The sequence below is a fragment of the Ornithinicoccus halotolerans genome (genome assembly GCF_009602535.1).
GTDB classification, from domain to species: domain Bacteria; phylum Actinomycetota; class Actinomycetes; order Actinomycetales; family Dermatophilaceae; genus Ornithinicoccus; species Ornithinicoccus halotolerans.
Window position 1 is genome coordinate 1 of record NZ_WIQI01000013.1, and the last position, 18,960, is coordinate 18,960.

Annotated in this window: 16 protein-coding genes; 7 read left to right on the forward strand and 9 right to left on the reverse strand. The window is 74.4% G+C overall.

Annotated features, from left to right (window positions below; all coding sequences use genetic code 11):
• On the forward strand, window positions 1–1,805 hold a 1,805-nt coding region (locus GFJ45_RS04580), incomplete at its 5' end, for an acyl-CoA synthetase (protein ID WP_153394630.1).
• A 135-nt stretch (window positions 1,806–1,940) separates the two neighbouring features.
• Here GFJ45_RS04580 and GFJ45_RS04585 read toward each other — a convergent pair.
• The 9 genes from GFJ45_RS04585 to GFJ45_RS04625 all read right to left on the reverse strand — a co-directional run bounded on the left by GFJ45_RS04585 (window position 1,941) and on the right by GFJ45_RS04625 (window position 11,347).
• On the reverse strand, window positions 1,941–2,903 hold the full coding sequence (locus GFJ45_RS04585) for a hypothetical protein (protein WP_153394632.1): 963 nt from the start codon (window positions 2,901–2,903) through the stop codon (window positions 1,941–1,943).
• A gap of 175 nt (window positions 2,904–3,078) precedes the next feature.
• Window positions 3,079–3,945: an amidohydrolase family protein gene (locus GFJ45_RS04590; RefSeq protein WP_153394634.1), complete on the reverse strand. Its 867-nt coding sequence runs from the start codon at window positions 3,943–3,945 to the stop codon at window positions 3,079–3,081.
• The gene (locus GFJ45_RS04595; RefSeq protein ID WP_153394636.1) at window positions 3,942–4,955 is read right to left on the reverse strand and encodes an aldo/keto reductase; all 1,014 of its coding nucleotides are present in this window, start codon (window positions 4,953–4,955) and stop codon (window positions 3,942–3,944) included. Before GFJ45_RS04595 ends, GFJ45_RS04590 begins: the two co-directional genes overlap by 4 nt.
• Window positions 4,952–6,286 (reverse strand): enolase C-terminal domain-like protein, encoded by a 1,335-nt coding sequence (locus tag GFJ45_RS04600; RefSeq protein ID WP_153394638.1) that lies wholly within the window; start codon window positions 6,284–6,286, stop codon window positions 4,952–4,954. Before GFJ45_RS04600 ends, GFJ45_RS04595 begins: the two co-directional genes overlap by 4 nt.
• 206 nt (window positions 6,287–6,492) lie before the next feature.
• Window positions 6,493–7,533: an ABC transporter substrate-binding protein gene (locus GFJ45_RS04605; protein WP_153394640.1), complete on the reverse strand. Its 1,041-nt coding sequence runs from the start codon at window positions 7,531–7,533 to the stop codon at window positions 6,493–6,495.
• A 100-nt stretch (window positions 7,534–7,633) separates the two neighbouring features.
• A complete protein-coding gene (locus GFJ45_RS04610) occupies window positions 7,634–8,665 on the reverse strand; it encodes an ABC transporter permease (RefSeq protein ID WP_153394642.1) in 1,032 nt (343 codons plus the stop codon).
• The gene (locus GFJ45_RS04615) at window positions 8,662–10,179 is read right to left on the reverse strand and encodes a sugar ABC transporter ATP-binding protein (RefSeq protein ID WP_153394644.1); all 1,518 of its coding nucleotides are present in this window, start codon (window positions 10,177–10,179) and stop codon (window positions 8,662–8,664) included. The genes GFJ45_RS04610 and GFJ45_RS04615 overlap by 4 nt, the downstream gene beginning before the upstream one ends.
• 152 nt (window positions 10,180–10,331) lie before the next feature.
• Window positions 10,332–10,757 carry an RbsD/FucU family protein gene (locus GFJ45_RS04620; RefSeq protein WP_153394646.1) on the reverse strand — a complete coding sequence of 142 codons (426 nt, stop codon included), beginning with the start codon at window positions 10,755–10,757 and terminating at the stop codon, window positions 10,332–10,334.
• A complete protein-coding gene (locus GFJ45_RS04625; protein ID WP_194288518.1) occupies window positions 10,757–11,347 on the reverse strand; it encodes a glucose-6-phosphate isomerase family protein in 591 nt (196 codons plus the stop codon). Before GFJ45_RS04625 ends, GFJ45_RS04620 begins: the two co-directional genes overlap by 1 nt.
• A gap of 186 nt (window positions 11,348–11,533) precedes the next feature.
• Here GFJ45_RS04625 and xylB point away from each other — a divergent pair, with 186 nt between their 5' ends.
• The 6 genes from xylB (at window position 11,534) to GFJ45_RS16985 (ending at window position 18,854) form a co-directional block, all read left to right on the forward strand.
• On the forward strand, window positions 11,534–13,027 hold the full coding sequence (xylB, locus tag GFJ45_RS04630; protein WP_153394650.1) for a xylulokinase: 1,494 nt from the start codon (window positions 11,534–11,536) through the stop codon (window positions 13,025–13,027).
• Window positions 13,024–14,049, forward strand: a complete 1,026-nt coding sequence (locus tag GFJ45_RS04635; protein WP_153394652.1) for an NAD(P)-dependent oxidoreductase — start codon at window positions 13,024–13,026, stop codon at window positions 14,047–14,049. The genes xylB and GFJ45_RS04635 overlap by 4 nt, the downstream gene beginning before the upstream one ends.
• Complete coding sequence (locus tag GFJ45_RS04640) at window positions 14,046–14,996, forward strand: shikimate dehydrogenase (RefSeq protein ID WP_153394655.1); 951 nt, start codon at window positions 14,046–14,048, stop codon at window positions 14,994–14,996. The genes GFJ45_RS04635 and GFJ45_RS04640 overlap by 4 nt, the downstream gene beginning before the upstream one ends.
• The gene (locus GFJ45_RS04645; RefSeq protein WP_153394657.1) at window positions 14,993–15,937 is read left to right on the forward strand and encodes a phosphotriesterase family protein; all 945 of its coding nucleotides are present in this window, start codon (window positions 14,993–14,995) and stop codon (window positions 15,935–15,937) included. The genes GFJ45_RS04640 and GFJ45_RS04645 overlap by 4 nt, the downstream gene beginning before the upstream one ends.
• Before the next feature lie 17 nt (window positions 15,938–15,954).
• Window positions 15,955–17,910: a protein kinase domain-containing protein gene (locus tag GFJ45_RS04650; protein ID WP_194288519.1), complete on the forward strand. Its 1,956-nt coding sequence runs from the start codon at window positions 15,955–15,957 to the stop codon at window positions 17,908–17,910.
• Between the two features lie 176 nt (window positions 17,911–18,086).
• On the forward strand, window positions 18,087–18,854 hold the full coding sequence (locus GFJ45_RS16985) for a transglycosylase family protein (RefSeq protein ID WP_153394661.1): 768 nt from the start codon (window positions 18,087–18,089) through the stop codon (window positions 18,852–18,854).
• Window positions 18,855–18,960 lie beyond the last annotated feature (106 nt).

Here is an 18,960-nt window from a genome sequence, read left to right on the forward strand (position 1 = left end):
CGGACCCGCGCTGGGCCGACGTGGTGGCCGCGCTGGACCTGGATGCCCCGCCGGCCGCGCTGTGGGAGCCCGGACCGGCCGGCGGGCGCTGGCTGCCCGGGGCGCGGCTGAACCTGTCGGTGCAGTGCCTCGACCGGCAGCTGCCCGAGCGGGCCAGCACGGTCGCGCTGCACTGGGAGGGCGAGCCCGGCGACCGGCGCAGCCTCAGCTACGGCGAGCTGCACCAGCAGGTGCGGGCGCTGGCACGGGCGCTGCGCGCGATGGGGGTCGGCGAGGGCGACCGGGTCGGGCTGCACCTGGGGTGGCTGCCGGAGACGGTCGTGACGATGCTGGCGTGTGCCCGGGTGGGTGCGGTGCACAGCCTGCTGCCGGTGCCGCTCCCGGTGGAGCCGCTGGCCGACCGGCTCTCCCAGCTGGACCTGAAGGTGCTGTTCACCCAGGACGGCGCGTGGCGGCACGGTGCCGTGCTGCCGCTGAAGGCCCGCGCCGACGAGGCCCTGCTGGCCGCCGGCAGCGTCGAGCACACGATCGTGGTGCGGCGCACCGGGATGGACGTGGCCTGGTTCGAGGGCGACCGCTGGTGGCACGACGTCGTGACCAGCGCCCCCGCCGACGAGCCGGCCGGTCACGACTCGCCCGTCTCGGTCCCCGCCGACCACCCGGTCGTGATCGTGCCGCTGGCCAACCGGGGCGGGGAGCCGGTCTTCACGGTGCACGGCACCGGCACCGTGCTGACCGCCGCGAGCGCGGTCCACGCCCACCTGCGCACCGGCGGGCCGTTCTGGTGCGCCGGTGACATCGCCTGGGCGGTGACCCAGTTCCACGGCATCTACGGGCCGCTGGCCTGCGGCGACACCACGGTGATGTACGAGGGCACGCTGGATGTGCCCAACCACCGGCGGGTGTGGGACATCATCGACCGCTACGGCGTGGAGTCCCTGCTCACCTCCCCCTCGGTGGTGCGGACCGTCCGCGGCTGGGCCCGGGAGATGCCGGCCCCGAACGCGGCCCCGTCGCTGCGGCGGCTGGTGACCGCCGGCGAGCCGGTGGAGCCGGAGCTGGCCGAGTGGCTGGTCGACGCCTTCGCCGGCCGGCGCATCGAGCTCGGTGACGCCTGGGGGCAGCTGGAGCTCGGCGGCATCGTGCGCGTCACCGGCCTCTCCGGCACCCCGATGCCCGACTGCGGGCTCGACCTGGTCGACCACGACGGCCGGCCGGCACCGGACGGCGAGCCCGGCGAGGCGGTGCTGCGCCGCCCCTGGCCGGGCACCGTCGTGGGGGTGGAGGGCAGCCAGGCCGCGGTCGCTGAGACGCACTGGACGCGGCATCCCGGCTGCTACTCGACCGGGGACATGGCGGTGCGGCGCACGGGTGGCGGGCCGGGCGGCGACCTGGTCTTCCTCGGCCGCACCGACGACGTGGTCTCCATCTCCGGACAGCTCGTGTCGCTGCGGGAGGTGCAGGAGGTGCTGACCGACCACCCGTACGTCCGGCAGGCCGAGGTCACCTGGCGCAAGGACCCTGAGCTCGGCCGCAGCATCGTGGCCGCGGTCGCCCTCGAGCAGGGCGCGCCGACCGGGGACCTGGACGGCGTCGCCGTCGAGCTGATGGACAACGTGCGGGAGCTGATGGGCGGCCTGGCCCGGCCGCGGGCGGTGCTGGTGGTGGACCGGTTCGGCGACGAGCTGAGCCGGGACCAGCGGGCGCGGGCGTTCGCGACGCTGGCGACGCCGGACCGGCGCGGCGGGCCGCGGCAGGTCAGCTGGGCGCAGGTGCTCGCCGCCGCCGGTCACCCGGTGGTGTAGCGGCGGCCGGACCCCTGTCCTCCCCCGATCCGGCTGGCCTACCGCACGGTGGAGTGAAGGGTGCGCTGGAGCGCACGGTTTGCCCTACCGAGGCGGTCACCGGCGGCCGCGTCACGCCCCCACCCGGTCACCGCCTCACCCCACCATCCCGATCCGCCGCTGCGCCGCGACCCGCAGCGCCCGCGCCACCTGCTGCATGAACGCCTCCGGCTGCAGCCGCAGCCCCAGGACGGGCAGCCGGAGCACCACGACGTCGGCGATCATCAGGTCGTTCTGCCGCAGCGCGTCGTCCACCGCGGCGAGCCCCCAGGTGTGCTGGGCGCCCTCGACCTCGACGGCGATGCCGAGCTCCTCCCACAGGACGTCCAGGTAGACCCGACCCCGCCGCCCGCGCCGGACCACCTGCCGGGTGGGCGCGGGCAGCCGGTAGCGGCGGCACAGCGCGGCGAAGTCGAGCTCACCGAGCGCTTGTGCACCCTCGCAGGCGTCACGGACGACGGCGTCGACGAGCCGCCGCCGGCGGGACCGGCGTCGCCGCGACCACGCCCGGAGCAGCCGGTCCGGTGCGACGAGGCCCTGCTGCACGCTGCTGACCACATAGAGCGCGGCCTGCCGGTCGGTCCGCGCCCACTCGGCCGCGTTGAGCACCGCCACCTCGGTGGGCGCACGGGGGAGCCGCTGTCCCGGCGCGCGCACGACCTGCCTGGTCTGATGACGCCGGACACCGGGCAGGTCGACACGGGGGGCACCCGACGGAACGGTCACATGGAGTCGCCGCTCCTCCACCCTGACCAGCCCGGCCGCCTGCAGGGCGGACGGCCCGTCCAGCACCGCGCCCGACCCTGACTCCCACACCGCCCAGAACGCCCGTGCCGGCCAGTCCGCCGGGCCGCGCTCGGGCGCCGGCCACGACGCGGGACCGGTCACCGCGACGGTGTGCCGGCCCAGGACGCTCCAGCGACCACCGGCCACCTCGTTGCGCACCGCCCACCGGTCGATGCCGACGTCCCGCAGCTGCGCCCGGTGCACGACACCGCCCTGGCCGGCGGCGATCCGGCCGGCGAGCTGCTGGCGGCGGGCGGACCGGGAGAAGGTCACGCACGCCACCCTGTCGGTGGCCGGGAGCCGCTACCGGCCGGCGCCCTCGGCGCTGTGGATGCCGGCCGTGGCCGTCCATCGCTGCGAAGCCCGGACGGTAGGACAGGGAGTGCGCTCGAGCGCACCCGTTGTCATCCCGTCCGGGATGGAAGCGGGAAGGAAGGGGAGAGCGCCGCTACGCGCCGGGGAGCTGGTACACCCGTTCGGCGGTGCGGTGCCAGATCGCGGCGGACTCGTCACCGGACAGGCCGTCCAGCACCTCCTGGAGCACCTCCAGCGTCGGGGCATAGCCGCCGTCGGGCACCGTCATCGGCCAGTCGCCGCCGTACATCAGCCGGTCCGGCCCGAACGCCTCCAGCGCCACCTCGACGGCCGGGCGCAGCGTCGCCGCGTCGTAGTGGGAGCCCGGGATCCGCAGCCCGGAGACCTTGGCGACCGCCCGCGGGGCGCGGGCGATGCGCCGCATCAGCTGCTCCCACTCCTCGAACGCGGCCGCACCCGGCCCCTGGTCCAGCGGCGGCTTGGCGAGGTGGTCGACGACCACGGTCAGCTCCGGCAGCTCCTCCACCAGGGCGGCCACCTGCGCCAGGTGCCTCGGGTAGGCGTCCGGCACGTCCAGCGGCAGCTCCCGCTCGGCCAGCAGCCCCAGGCTCTCCCGCACCGGCGGCAGGTCGAGGAAGTCGGCGCGCGGGTCGCCGTGCACCAGGTGGCGCACGCCCCGGAACGCCGGGTGCTGCTGCCACCGGTCCAGTGCCGCCTCCGCCTCCCGCGGGACGTCCAGCGGCACCCAGCCCACCACGCCCACCGCCCATCCGAACCGGTCACAGGTCTGCAGCATCATCGCCGTGTCGGCCAGGGTGTCGTCGGCCTGCACCAGCACCGCCGCGTCCACGCTGGCCGCGGCGAGCTCGGCCTGCGCCTCCTCGGGCTGGTAGTCGCGGTAGAGCACCCCCATCTCCGGGGTGATCCAGGCGTAGGGGCTGTCGCCGCGGGCGGTGGGCAGCCGCCACACGTGCAGGTGGGAGTCGACGACGCGGGTCATGGCTGCCCCACCGGCAGCGGCGGCTGGGCCAGCAGCCCCTGGTCGACCAGGTCCCGCCACAGCGCGTCGGGGATCTCGGCAGTGGCGTTGGCGACCCCGGCGCGGATCTCGTCGGGGTGCCGGGCGCCGAGCATGACGACCTCCACGGCCGGGTGGCGCGCGACGAACTGCACGGCCGCCTGCGGCACGGTCACGCCGTGGGCACCGCAGACCTCGTAGAGCCGGCGCACCTTCTCGACCACGTCCGGTGGCGCGGCCAGATAGTCGTAGGTCAGCTCCTCCGGCGCCGGCATCACCGGCCGGGCCAACGCCCCGGAGTTGTAGACGCCGGCGGCGACGACCCGCACCCCCCGCTCCAGGCAGAGCGGCAGCAGGTCGGCGGCCGCGGGCTGCTCCAGCAGCGAGTAGCGGCCCGCGCACATCACCACGTCCAGGTCGGCCGCGCGCACGCAGCGGGCGATGACGTCCTGGTCGTTGCAGCCCACCCCGACCCGGTCGACCAGCCCCTCCTCCCGGAGCGCGACCAGCGCCGGCAGCCCCTCGCGGATGCCCTGCTCCAGGTCGTACTGGTCCGGGTCGTGCAGGTAGAGGGTGTCCACCCGGTCCAGCCCCAGCCGCTCCAGCGACTCCTCCACGCTGCGGCGCACGCCGTCGGCCGTGGGGTCCCACACCCGACGGGTCGTGGCCGGCACTGCGAACCACTCCGGGTCCCGGTCGCCCTCGCGGTAGTCAGGGTTGTCACGCAGCAGCCGGCCCACCTTGGTGGAGACGCTGACGCCCTCCCCACCGTGCTGGGCCAGCAGGGGGGCCAGGACCCGGCCCATCCGCCGCTCGGACAGCCCCATCCCGTAGTGCGGGGCGGTGTCGAAGTCCCGTACCCCCAGCTCCCAGGCGGTGCGCACGGTCGCGTCGGACTCCTCCTCGGTGAGCGGCCGGTACAGGTTGCCCAGCGGGGCCCCGCCCAGGCCCACCCGCGCGGGCGTGCCGGCCGACGGCGTCCCGGCGCTCACGCCGACGCCCCCGCCCCGCCGCTACCCGGCTGCTCGCGCCAGACCGGGCCGTCCGGGAAGGAGTAGTCCGCGCGGGTCCCGGCCAGGATCTCGGTGCCGGCGCCCGGGGCCAGCGGGGCCCGGTAGCGGCCGCCGGCCACCTCGGTGGGGGTGACGAAGTGCTCGTGCAGGTGGTCGACGTACTCGATGACCCGGCCCTCGGTGGTGCCGGAGACGGCGACGTAGTCCAGCATGCTCAGGTGCTGCACCGCCTCGCACAGGCCGACGCCACCGGCGTGCGGGCAGACCCGGACGCCGAACTTGGCGGCCAGCAGCAGGATCGCCAGGTTCTCGTTCACGCTGGCGACCCGGGTGGCGTCCAGCTGCAGCACCGACAGCCCGCGGGCCTGCAGGAACTGCTTGAACAGCACCCGGTTCTGGCCATGCTCGCCGGTGGCGACCGGCGTCGGCGCGATCCCCTCGGCGATGGCGGCGTGCCCGAGCACGTCGTCGGGACTGGTCGGCTCCTCGACCCAGGCCAGCTCCCCCTCGGCCGCGAGCGCCCGGACCCACTCGATCGCCTCCGCCACGTCCCAGCGCTGGTTGGCGTCGACCGCGATCCCGATGCCGGGGCCGACGGCCTCCCGGGCGATCCGCAGCCGGCGCAGGTCCTCGGCCAGGTCCGCGCCGACCTTGAGCTTGACCTGGCCGAACCCCTCGGCGACCGCCTCACGGCACAGCCGGGCCAGCTTCTCGTCGTCGTAGCCGAGCCAGCCGGGCGTGGTGGTGTAGGCGGGGTACCCGCTGCGCAGCAGCTCGGCCTCGCGCGCGGCGCGGCCCGGCTCGGCCTCCCGCAGGATCGCCAGTGCCTCCTCGCGGGTGAGCGCGTCGGTGAGGTAGCGGAAGTCGACGAGGTCGACCAGCTCCTCGGGGGTCATCGAGGCCAGCAGCCGCCACAGCGGCTGGCCGGCACGCTTGGCCTTCAGGTCCCACAGCGCGGTGATGACCGCGCCGATGGCCATGTGCATGACGCCCTTCTCCGGACCCAGCCAGCGCAGCTGGGAGTCGTGCACCAGGGCGCGCCAGGTGCCGCCCATGTCCGCCAGCAGCGGCTCGACCTGCTGGCCCGCCAGGTGGGGGCGGAGCGCGTCCAGCGCGGCGCGGACCACGTCATTGCCGCGGCCGATCGTGAAGACGAACCCGTGCCCCTCGTGCCCGTCCCCGGCGTCGGTGCGCACGACCACGTAGGCGGTGGAGTAGTCCGGTTCGGGGTTCATCGCGTCCGAACCGTCCAGCTCGCGCGAGGTCGGGAACCGCAGGTCGGCGGTCTCCAGCCCGGTGATGACGCTCACGTACTCCTCCTTGAGTCGGCCGTCGGTGGCTGCGCCACCCGGCCCGTCGCACTATACATCCGATGTTTTCCGGTGGGAACGGGCCAGACCCGGGCCGGCCGGGCCCGACACCCCGCTCCCCGTCCGGACAGCGGCGCGCACCGCGGACCGAGCCGCGGTGCGCGCCGTCGTGACGGTGGAGTCGTCAGCTGCTGCCAGCCGCCGGCTCACTCGTAGAGCATCGCCTGGATGTCCTCGTCGTCGATGTTGCTCTGGTCGACCCAGTAGGAGCCGGTGTCGATCTCCTCGGGCAGCTCCTCACCCTCGATCGCCTTCACGGCCGAGTCCACGGTGGCGCGGCCGATGCCCTGCGGGTCCTGGGTGATCAGGCCGGCCATGACGCCGGACTTGATGGCGTCGATCTGGGCCTGGCCGGAGTCGAAGCCGACGATGGTCAGCTCACCGGGCTGCATCCCCAGCTCGTTGACGGCGTTGACGACGCCGATCGCCGAGCCCTCGTTGGTGCCGTAGAGGCCCTTGAGGTCGGGGTTGGCCGAGATCATGGCCTTGGCGATGTCGGCGGACTTCAGGTGGTCGCCGTCGCCGTACTGGATGTCGACCACCTCGATGTCGGGGTAGTCCTCCTCGATCTTGTTGACGAAGCCGTCGCGGCGCTCGACACCGGTGCTGTTGATCTGGCTGTGCGCGACGACCGCGACCTTGCCCTCGTTGTCGATGAGCTCGGCCATGTGCTCGGCCGCCAGCGCGCCGGCGGCCAGGCTGTCGGTCTTGGCGATGGTCTTCTCGATGTCGGTGTTGCACCCGGCGTCGAACTCCACGACCGGGATCTCGGCCTCCTGGGCCTGCTCCAGCAGCGGGATGCAGGCCTCGGGGTCCAGGGCCGCGTAGCCGATGGCGTCCGGCTGCCGCTCGATCGCCGAGCGCAGCATCTGCAGCTGGGCGTCGACCTCGGTCTCGGAGGCGGGGCCGTCGAAGGTGATGGAGACGCCGAGCTCCTCGGCCTTCTCCTCCGCCCCCGACTGCACCGCCTGCCAGAACTGGTGCTGGAAGCCCTTGGAGACCAGGGCGATGTCGTACTCACCGTCCTGGGCGCCGCCCGACTCGCCGCTGGCAGCGGCGGCGTCGCCGCCCTCGCCCTCGGCGGCAGGGTCCTCCACGAGCTCGTCGGAGCCGCCCCCGCCGCAGGCGGACAGGGTGAGCGCGGTCGCGGCGGCCATCGACAGGAGGGCCACTCTGGTGTTCTTCATGTCTGCTCCCTTGCAGGTGTGGGGTGCCCCGGGTGGGGCCTCACGGGTGGGTCTTGGTGCAGCTGTGTCGTCGCGGGTAGCGGCTGGGCTGGGTGGTCGGCTAGACGGGGCCACCACCCTCGGCGCGGCGCTTGCGCAGGTTGTCGGCGAAGACCGCGACCAGCACGACGATGCCGGTGACCACGGTCTGCCACTCGGACTGCACCGCCATGATCCGCAGCCCGTTGATGAGCACGCTCATGATGAGCGCACCGATCAGGGTGCCGAGGATGGAGCCGCGGCCGCCCATCAACGACGTCCCGCCGATGATGACCGCCGCGATCGCCTGCAGCTCGTAGCCCATGCCGAGCTGCGGCTGCGCCGAGCTGAGCCGGGAGGCCATCACGACGCCGGCCAGGCCGGTGCAGGCGCCGGCGAGCGCGTAGACGCCCAGCAGCCAGCGGCGGGTGTTGATGCCGGAGAGCCGGGTGGCCTCCGCGTTGCTGCCGATGGCGTAGGTCATCCGGCCGAGCACCGTCTTGGTGAGGATGATGCCGAGCAGCAGCGCCAGCCCGAACAGGATGAGCACCGCGTTGGGGATCCGGGGGACGAGCTGGCCGAGCGCGATCTGCTGGAAGCCCGGCACGCCGCTGAGGTAGATCGGGCGGACACCGGAGAGGACCAGCGCCAGCCCCTGGGCCATCATCATCATCGCCAGCGTCGCGATGAACGGCGGCAGCCCGAGCACGGTGACGTTGAAGCCGTTGACGAACCCCAGCAGCGCGCCGAAGGCGATCCCGCCGAGCACGCCCACCACCAGCGGCATCCCCATGTTGGTGAGCAGCAGCCCGGTGACCACCGAGCACAGCGTCATGCCGGTGCCGATCGACAGGTCGATCCCACCGGTGATGATGACGAAGGTCGTGCCCACGGCCAGGATCCCGATGACCGCGGTGGCCAGCAGGATCGAGCTCAGGTTGCTGATGGTGAAGAAGTTGGGGCTGGCGACCGAGAAGAAGGCCACCAGCGCGATCAGCGTCCCGAAGGCCAGCGCCTGCTGCAGCCGCTGGCCCAGGCTCTGCCGCCAGCCCGGGCCAGCGGCCGTGGGCGCCGTCGAGGTCGCGGCGGCGTCGGTGGTGGTGGTGTCGGTCATGCTGCCGCTCCCTCGTCGATGTTCTTGGTGGCCAGCTCCATCACGGCCTCCTGGTCCAGCCCCTCGTTGTCCAGCACCCCGGTGACCCGGCCCTGTGACATCACCACGATGCGGTGCGACAACCGCAGCACCTCGGGCAGCTCGGAGGAGATGACGATGATCGCCTTGCCCTGCTCGGCCAGGTCGGCGAGCAGCCGGTAGATCTCCTCCTTCGCGCCCACGTCGATACCTCGCGTGGGCTCGTCGAAGATCAGCACGTCGCAGTCGCGGGCGAGCCACTTGGCGATGACGACCTTCTGCTGGTTGCCGCCGGAGAGGTTCTTCACCCGGGCCCGCCCGGAGGGGGTCTTGATGCGCAGCGACTCGATGTAGGAGTCGGTGACCTCACTGGCCTTGCGCCCGCGCAGGAACCCGGCCGGTCCGCGGAAGGAGCGCAGCGCCGACATGGTCAGGTTGAACACGACGTCCTGCTCCAGCATCAGCCCGTGCCGCTTGCGGTCCTCGGGCAGGTAGCCGATGCCGTGGCGCACCGCCACGTCCGGCCCGGTGATGCGCACCTGCTTGCCGTGCACGGTCACCGTGCCGTCTGTCATCGGGTCGGCCCCGATGACGGCGCGGGCGGTCTCGGTGCGCCCGGCGCCCATCAGCCCGGCGAAGCCCAGGATCTCCCCGCGGTGCAGGTCGAAGGACACCTCGCGCAGCAGCGTCCGGGTCGACAGGCCGCGCACCGAGAGCACCACGTCCTCGGCGGCGCGCCGGGGTCGGGGACGGTCGTCGTGGCGCTGGCTGAGCTCGCGACCGACCATCATGGCGATGATCTCGGCGTCGGTGACGTCGCTGATGTCACGCGTGCCGATGTACTGGCCGTCGCGCAGCACGCTGACCCGGTCGGCGATCTGGCGCAGCTCCTCCATCCGGTGCGAGATGTAGACGATGCCGACGCCGCGCTCGCGCAGCGAGCGGATGAGGCGGAACAGCACCTTCGTCTCCGACAACGAGATGGCCGAGGTGGGCTCGTCCATGATCAGGATCTTGGTCGACTCGAACGACAGCGCCTTGGCGATCTCCACCATCTGCTGCTGGGCCACGGTGAGGTCGCCCACCATGGCCGTCGCCGACAACCCGATGCCCAGCTCGTCCAGCAGCGCCTGGGTGCGCCGGCGCAGTGCCCGCTCCTGCACGAACGGGCCGAGCCGGGGCTCGCGACCGATGAAGATGTTCTGCCCCACCGTCAGGTGCGGCAGCAGGTTCATCTCCTGGTGGATGATGCTGATACCCAGCTGCTGGGCCTCGCGCGGCCCGGCGATCTCCACCTCCTGGCCGTCGACGGTGATGGTGCCGCTGTCGCGGGTGTAGATGCCGGAGAGGATCTTCATCAGCGTCGACTTGCCGGCCCCGTTCTCGCCCACCAGGGCCAGGACCTCACCGCGCGACAGCTCCAGGGTCACCCCCTGCAGCGCCTGCACGCCGGGGAATCCCTTGGACACGTCTCGGATCTCCAGGAGCCGGGTCACGTTCCACCTTCTTCGTCGAGGTGTGGGTCGGGGAGGATGCTGGTCGGCGTCGGGCTGGTCGGGCTGGTCGGAAGGGTGCCGTTGCCGCGGGCTACGGTACCGCGAAACATCCTATGTTTGAACACGTCCGTGCTTCGCGCCGGGGCGTGCGGCTACACCACGCCCTTGCGGAGCAGGTAGCAGCTGTAGGGCACCGTCTCCCCGGTCTGCACGAACACGGTGGCCTGGGCCGCCTGCTCGTAGAACGCGAACCGCTCGACGGAGGCGATCGTGACCTGCCGCCCCTCGGCGGCCGCGGCGATCTGCGCCAGCGCCCGGGTGGCCTCGTGCTCGGTGTCCGGCTCGCCGTCGATCTCCATCCGGTGCACGCTGTGCTCGACGAAGCCGTCCAGCGGCAGCACCGACAGCAGCGCGCGGGCCGCGGCGGCGGTGTCGGCGCCGCGCAGGTCCACCACCGGGCGACCGTAGCGGTAGGCGGGGAAGTTGCGGTCGACCAGCCCCAGCACGTCCCCGTGGCCCAGCTGGTCCAGGTGGTGCAGCAGCTCGCCGGTGAGCAGCGGGTCGATGTCCTTGAGCATCAGGTCCTCCGGTAGCCGGTGTGGTCGGGGTTGGGGCGGGTGGTCCACCCGCCGGTGCCGTCGGTGACGACCAGGCTGGCCATGCCGCCGGCCTGCTCGATGAGGGCGTAGTCCTGGCCGGCGTCCGCGGGGTAGCAGAACAGCGTGACGAACGGCTCGTCGCCGGTGTTGACGCTACGGTGCACCCAGTGGCCGGGCACGTGCACCGCCTGACCGGGGGTCAGCGGCAGCGCCTCGCTGCGGCCGTCGACGGTCTCCAGCAGCATCACCCCCTGCCCGGACAGGCAGTGGTAGAGCTCGGCCCGGTCGGCCCGCGCGTGCAGGTGGCCGCGGGTCATCGCGAACTCCGCGCCGACCCGGCCCGGCAGCAGCGTGCTGGTGCCGATGATGATCGCCCCCTCGGAGCTGAGGTTGCGGTGCTCCTGCACGGTGTACACCAGCGCGTCCGCGCCGCGCTCGGCCAGCAGCGCCTGGTAGGCGTCGGCGTCCCGGTAGACGCCGGCCATGTCCCCCAGCTGCTTGGTGTAGGAGCCGGTCGCCCCCGTCAGCGAGCCGTCGGCGCCCACGACGAGGGCCCCGGGGTCGGCCACCGGAGAAGTGGCACCGGGGCTGCCGCTACTGCTCAATGCACTCTCCTCGGGCATCGGGGACGGAGCCTCACCGTAAAGCCTGCGCGCTTGTCATGACAAGACCTTGACATCCTGTCATGACAACTGGAACGGTCGGATCAATCGCCCCGTCCGCCTGTTCTCGTTCGAGCACCCTGGAGCGCCGGCATGATCATCGCCCACGACCTCGGCACCACCGGGGACAAGGCCTCCCTGCACGATCCCGACGGCCGCGCCGTCGCGTCGGTCACCGTGGACTACCCCACCCGGTTCGCCCCTGGGGGCGTCGCCGAGCAGGATGCCGAGCGCTGGTGGCTGGCAGCCGCCGAAGCCACCCGGACGCTGCTGGCGCGGACCGGGACTCCAGGCTCGGCCGTGCAGGGCGTGGGGCTGTCCGGGCAGATGATGGGCGCGGTGCTGCTGGACGCCTCGCTGCGCCCGGTGCGCCCGGCGATCATCTGGGCCGACCACCGCAGCACCGTCGAGGCCGACCGGCTGCTGGCCGCGGTCGGGCAGCAGGAGGCCTACCGGGAGCTGGGGCACCGCATCCACCCCACCTACACGCTGGCCAAGCTGATGTGGGTACGCGAGCACGAGCCGGAGGTGTGGCGGCGCAGCCACCGGGCCTGCCTGGCCAAGGACTACGTCGCGCTGGCGATGACCGGCCGGCTGGTCACCGACCCCTCCGACGCCTCCGGCACCGACGCCTGGGACCAGGCCAACGGCCGCTGGTCCGCCCGGCTGCTGGGCGCCGCCGGGGTGGCGGAGGACCTGCTGCCACCGGTCGTGCCGTCGACCACGGTGGTGGGCGGGCTCACCCCGGAGGCGGCCGCCGCCACCGGGTTGCCGGTCGACACCCCCGTGGTGATCGGCGGCGGGGACGGGCCGATGGCCGGCGCGGGCGCCGGGGTGGTCGCGCCGTCGGACGGCCCGTACGCGTGCCTGGGGTCCTCCTCCTGGGTGCAGGCGGCCACGACCGCCCCGCTGCACGATCCGGCGATGCGGTCGATGACGTTCGACCACGTCGTGCCCGGCCTCTACGCGCCGACGGCCACCATGCAGGCCGGCGGTGCCAGCCTGAGCTGGGTGGCCGAGCTGCTGGGGGCCGAGGACGACATGGCCGCGCTGCTCGCCGCCGCCGGTGAGGCGGCCGCCGCGGACGAGGGGCTGTACTTCCTGCCGCACCTGCTCGGGGAGCGCTCGCCCTACTGGAACGCGGCCGCGGCCGGGGCGTTCGTGGGGCTGGAACGGCACCACGGCCGCGGCCACCTGGTGCGCGCGGTCCTGGAGGGAGTGGCCTTCAACCTGCGCACCTGCCTGGACGCTTTTACCGAGAACGGTGTCGCGGTCACCGGGCTGGACGTCATCGGCGGCGGCGCCCGCAGCGAGGTGTGGATGCAGGTGCTGGCCGACGTCTGGCAGGTCCCGGTCCGCAGCCGCAGCATCGTCGCCGACGCCAACTCGCTGGGCGCGGCGGTCACCGCCGCCGTCGGCCTCGGCCTGGTCGACGACTTCGGTGTCGCCCGGGAGCTGAGCACGATCACCGCCGAGTACGCCCCGGACACGGCCCGCGCCGACCGCTCGGCCGAGCAGCACCAGCGCTTCCTCGACGCCTACGGCCGGCTGGAGCCGTGGTTCGGCGGCCGGGTGGTGGGCGCGTGAGCAGCCACCACCCGGCCGCGCCGGACCGGCGCCCGGTGGTCCTGGTGACCTCTCGCTCCTTCGGCACCGGCGGGGCGAACCTGGTCGCGTGCCTGGAGCAGGGCGGCTACCAGGTGGTGCGCGCCGGCTCCGACCACGACCTCGCGGGGCTCGCCCCCGCGCTGGGCCGTGCCGTCGGCTGGGTCGCGGGCACCGGCCCGGTCACCGCCCACCACCTCGCGGCCGCCCCGGCGCTGCGGGCCATCGCCCGCTACGGGGTGGGCGTGGACGCGGTCGACCTGGCGGCCGCGGAGTCGGCCGGGGTGACGGTGACCAACACCCCCGGCGCCAACACCGAGGCGGTCGCCGAGCACGCCCTGGCGTTGCTGCTGGCCGTGCTGCGGCGGGTCCCCGACGGCGACGCCCGGCTCCGGGCCGGCGACTGGACGGTGCGCCGGGGCCGCCAGCTCGGCGGCAGCACGGTCGGCGTGGTCGGCTTCGGGCGGATCGGCCGGGCCAGCGCCCGGCTGCTCGCCGGGCTGGGCTGCACGGTGCTGGTGCACGACCCGTACGTGCTGGAGGAGCAGGTGACCGCCGCGGGGTACACCCCGGTGCCACTCGCACGACTGCGGACCCGGGCGGGCGCGGTGTCCCTGCACTGCCCCGGCGGGGAGGTCCTCGTGGACGAGCGCTGGGTGGCCGAGGCGCCCGCCGGCCAGGTGATCGTCAACACCGCACGGGCCAGCCTGGTGGACGAGGCGGCGGTGGCCGCGGGCCTGCGGTCCGGCCGGCTGCACGGCTACGCCGCCGACACGCTCGCGACCGAGACGGCCGGCGCCGGCGCCGACGGGGTCTCCCCGCTGCTGGACCCGGCGCTGCGGGACCGGGTCGTGCTCACCCCGCACCTGGGCGCGCAGACCGAGGAGGCGATCGACCGGATGGGCCGGGCGGCGGTCGAGGACCTGCTGGCGGTGCTCGCCGGCCGCGAACCCGCCCACCCGGTCGTCCAGCCCCGTCCCCGACCCTCGGAGGTTCCCGCGTGAGCAGCCCGACCGGACCGGCCCCCGGACCGCACCTGCGGTTCGTGGGCGTCAGCACCGGCTCCTCCTCGATCATGACCGTCTTCCCGCGGTGGGCCGAGGCGCTCGGGCTGCAGGCGAGCCTGCGGGGGGTGGACCTGCCGCTGGACGCCGACCCCAGTGACTACCGGGCCGCGCTGGTCGACATGCGCGACGACCCGGACTGCCTGGGCGCGCTGGTGACCACGCACAAGATCGGTCTGCACGACGCGGCGCGGGACCTGTTCGACGAGCTGGACGAGTTCGCCGACCAGGTGGGCGAGGTCTCCTCGGTGGCGCTGCGCCCGCCGGCCGCCCCCGGGCGGCCGCGGCAGGTGCTCGGGGCTGCCAAGGACCCCATCACCGCCGGGCTGGCCCTGGAGGAGGTGCTCGTGCCGGACCACTTCGCGCGCGGCGGGGAGCTGCTCTGCCTCGGCGCGGGCGGTGCGGGCACCGCCATCGGCTGGTACCTGGCGGGGCGCCGCGACCGGCCGGGACGGCTGACCTTCCTCGACGTCGACGAGCACCGGCTGGCGCACCTGCGGCAGGTGGTGACCGGGCACGCCCCCGGCGCGGCCGTCGAGACCGTGCCCGTCGCCGGCGCCGACCTGCCGGCGCTGCTCGCCTCGCTGCCGCCCCACAGCGTCGTGGTCAACGCGACCGGCATGGGCAAGGACCGGCCGGGCAGCCCGCTGCCGGGGGGCGCGGTCTTCCCCGGGCAGGCCGTGGTGTGGGAGCTGAACTACCGCGGCAGCCTGGAGTTCCTGCACCAGGCCCGCGCCCAGGCGCAGCACCGCGAGCTGCAGGTGGTCGACGGCTGGCGGTACTTCATCCACGGCTGGACCCAGGTGATCGCCGAGGTGTTCCAGGTGCCGATGGGCCCCGACGTGGTCGAGGAGCTGGCCGCGCTGGCCGGGGACGGACGCCGATGACCGTGGTGCGCACCGTGCTCGGAGACATCCCGCCGGAGCGGCTGGGCGTCACCGACTACCACGAGCACCTCTTCCAGCGCAGCCCGCTGCTGCCCGGTGAGGACCTGGACGACGCAGCGGCCAGCGAGCAGGAGGCCGCCGCGCTACGGGGGGCAGGCGCCGACGCCATGGTGGACGCGACCCCGATCGGGCTGGGCCGTAACCCCGTCCAGGTGGCGGCCATCTCCAGGCGGACGGGGCTGCACGTCGTGCACGTGACCGGGCTGCACCGCGAGCCGCACTACCCGGTGGGCAGCGAGGTGCTGGCCGCGCCCGTCGACCGGCTGGCCGCCCGACTGCGCGGAGAGCTGCTGGAGGACATGCGCTCCCCCGGCTGCGACGACGGGGCCGAGGGCAGCCCGGTGCGGGCCGGCGCGCTCAAGGCCGGGATCGGGCTGTGGTCGGTGACGCCGTTCGAGCGCCGAGCGATCGCCGCCGTCGGCCAGGTAGCGGCCGGGACCGGTGCCCCGGTGATGGTCCACCTGGAGCACGGCAGCGCCGCCCACGAGGTGCTCGACCTGCTCGCCGAGGACGGCGTGGCGGCGGACCGGGTCGCCCTCGCCCACGTGGACCGCAACCCCGACCCGGGCCTGCACGCCGAGCTCGCCGCCCGGGGCGCCTACCTGGGCTACGACGGCGCGGCCCGGCACCAGCGCTGGCCCGACTCGGTGCTGCTGGACTGCCTCGCGGCCGTCGTCGCGGCCGGGTACGGCGAGCGGCTGCTGCTCGGCGGCGACGTCGCCCGGCGGTCCCGGTACGTCGCCTACGGGGGCATGCCGGGCCTGGCCTACCTGCTCACCAGGTTCGTGCCGCGGGTGCGCGCCGCCGTGGGCGAGGCCGCTACCGACGCCGTGCTGCGCGGCAACCCTGCTCGCTGGCTCGCGTGGGCGCCGCCGCGATGACCGGCCACAATGGGCGCGTGCAGGAGTTCGACGCGGTGGTCTTCGACTTCGACGGCGTGCTGGCCGACACCGACGCCGGGTGGGCGCGGACCGAGGCGGCGATGCGGGAACGCTACGGCCTGCCGTACACGGCCGCCGTGGCCGAGCAGACCCACGGCGTGGGGATGCTCGACTCGGTGCGGCTGCTGACCGCGGACGCCCCGCACCCGGTGGACGAGGACGAGGCGCTGGCGGCGATGCGCGCGCTGGCCGCCGAGGCGGTGCCCGCAGCGGCCCGTCCGTTCCCAGGGGCCCGGGCGGCGGTGGCCCGGATCGGCGAGCAGCTGCCGGTGGCCATCGCCTCGAACTCCGAGCGCCCGATGCTGGAGCTGCTCGTCAACCGGCTCGGCCTCGACGACCTGGTCGACGCGGTCGTGTCCGCGAGTGACGTCGCCGCGGTGCTCGACGCGGACGTCGACGGCGAGGCGCCCTACATCGTGACCGAGTACGTCCCCGGCCGGCCGCTGGACGAGATCATCGCCCGGGAGGGGCCGCTGGAGGGGGAGGCGCTGGTCCGGCTGGGCCGCGGCCTGTCCGAGGCGCTCGGCGCGATCCACGGCGCGGGCGTGGTGCACCGCGACCTGAAGCCGGGGAACGTGCTCATGGTCGGCGCCGACCCGGTGGTCATCGACTTTGGCATCGCCCAGGTCGCCGACGACGCGCGGCTGACCATGACCGGCATGGTGATGGGCACCCCCGGCTACCTCTCACCGGAGGTGGTCGAGGGCGGTGAGGTCACCGAGGCCACCGACTGGTGGGGATGGGCCGCGACGCTCGCGTTCGCGAACAGCGGCGACCCGCCGTTCGGGCGCGCCCCCGCCAGCGTGGTGCTCGACCGGGTGACCCGGGGCCGGACCCGGCTGGACGGCGTGGACCCGCAGCTGCGGCCGCTGCTGGCGGCGGCGCTCGACCCCGATCCCGGCTACCGGCCGCACGCGCAGGAGGTGATGGACGCCCTGCAGCTGTACGCCCAGCACCGGCCGGTCACCGGCGCGCTGACCCGGCAGCTGGGGCGTCGGGGGCCTGGTGCCGGTCCGGTCCCGGAGGCGTCCGGCCGGCAGCACACGCCGCCGGAGCCCTGGGCCGGGGACGCGCGCGCCATGGACCTGACCTCGGCCATGCCTCCGGTCGACCCCACCCGGGTGCAGCAGCTCCCGCCGGCCTCCGGCCATGTCCGCCGTGAGCCCGCGGCCGACCGCGCGGCGCGGGTGCTGCCGCCGCCGGCCGACCCGTGGTCGCCAGGGCCAGGACCGCAGCCGCCGGAGCCGCTGCGACCGGGAGCCGAGGACGACTACGGGCGGGACCCCCGCATCGGGCGGCCCCCGCGTAGCGGCACCGTGGCCGCGATGACGGTGGGCCTGGTGGGGCTGGCCTCGTTCGTGCCGCTGCTGGCGTGGGCGGCGTTGGCGGTGTGGTCGGTCGCGGCCCGCACCACCGACCACGCCCTCACCTCCCTGGTGCTGCGCCGGCACGACGCGGGGCCCCGCCGGTCCGACGTGCCGGTGCTGGTGCTGAGCTCTCCGTGGCATCTGCTGCAGGCGCTGCTCGGGACCGCGCTCGCGCTGCTGCTGCCGCTGGCGCTGGGCGCCGCGGTCACGGTGGTGACCGCCCTCGGCCTCACCGAGTTCGCGGGCTGGCCGGTCGGCTATGAGCACCCGGTGCCGGTCGCCACCGGCATGCTCGTCGGCGGCGTGTTCGCGTGGTGGGGGCCCGGTGGCCTGTCGCTGCGACGGGGGAGCCGGACGCTGTTGCGCGGGATGCTGCCCGGGCACCACACGACGACGCTGGTGGTCGGGTTCCTGCTCGCCGCCGGCGCGGCCCTGCTGGCCTGGACGATGCTGGAGGGTGGGTCACAGGGCACGGTGTCCTGGTGGCCGCTGCCGCCCGGGGCCCGGCCGCTGGAGTCCTGGATCCCGCCCGGGCTGCTGCCCTGACCGGCGCGACCCGGCTCGCTGCGCGCCGGTGACCGGCACGCGCGGGCACCCGGAGCGTCCGCGCAGCGGACGCCGGGGCTTCCATGATGGTCACGATTCGGTTACGGTGGTCCGCGTTCTCGCCCCCCGTGACCCCGGAGCGCCGCCCCGCGCCCTCTGCCCGGAAGGACCCCCCCATGGCTCGCATCGCCAAGCACCGTGCGCCCAGCGCCACCCGCCGCCAGCTCCCCAGGCTGGCCGGCCTGGTGGCCGTGGGCGCGACCGCGCTCGCGTCCCTCGGCGTCGCCGCCCCAGCCAGCGCCGCCGCGGCGCCCGCCCCGGCCACCGTCAAGACCGCCACCTCCGGCAACGTCTGGGACCGCGTCGCGGCGTGTGAGTCCAGCGGCAACTGGTCCATCAACACCGGCAACGGCTTCTACGGCGGGCTGCAGTTCTACCAGCCCACCTGGGTCGGCTTCGGCGGTCAGCGGTACGCGCGCTACGCCCACCAGGCCAGCAAGTCGCAACAGATCGCCGTCGCCCAGCGGGTGCTGCGGGTGCAGGGCCCGGGCGCCTGGCCGGTCTGCTCGGTCCGGGCGGGGCTGACCCGCACCAACGGCTTGGCCGTGTCCACCACCTCGTCGACGGGCAGCCGCACCTCCACGGCGCCCTCGCGCACGTCCTCCCGGTCGATGGCCGAGCTGGTCATCGACGGCAAGCGCGGCCCGCTCACCACCAAGGCGATCCAGCGCTGGGTCGGCACCTACCGGGACGGCATCTTCGGCCCCATCACCACCCGGGCGCTGCAGCGCAAGGTCGGCACCGTGCCGGACGGCATCTGGGGGCCCAAGTCCCAGGCCGCGCTCCAGGACTACCTGGGCATCCGCCGCGACGGCTCCAGGTTCATGAACTACCGCACCGTCGTGGCGCTGCAGAAGTACCTGAACGCCAACGTCATCCGCTGACGGCAGCAGCCTCCGGCGCCCTCCCTCCCGCCCGGGAGCGGAGGGCGTCGGCGCGTGTCCCGTGCCAGCTCCGAGCAGATAGCATCGACGGGCCGCGCTCGGCCGA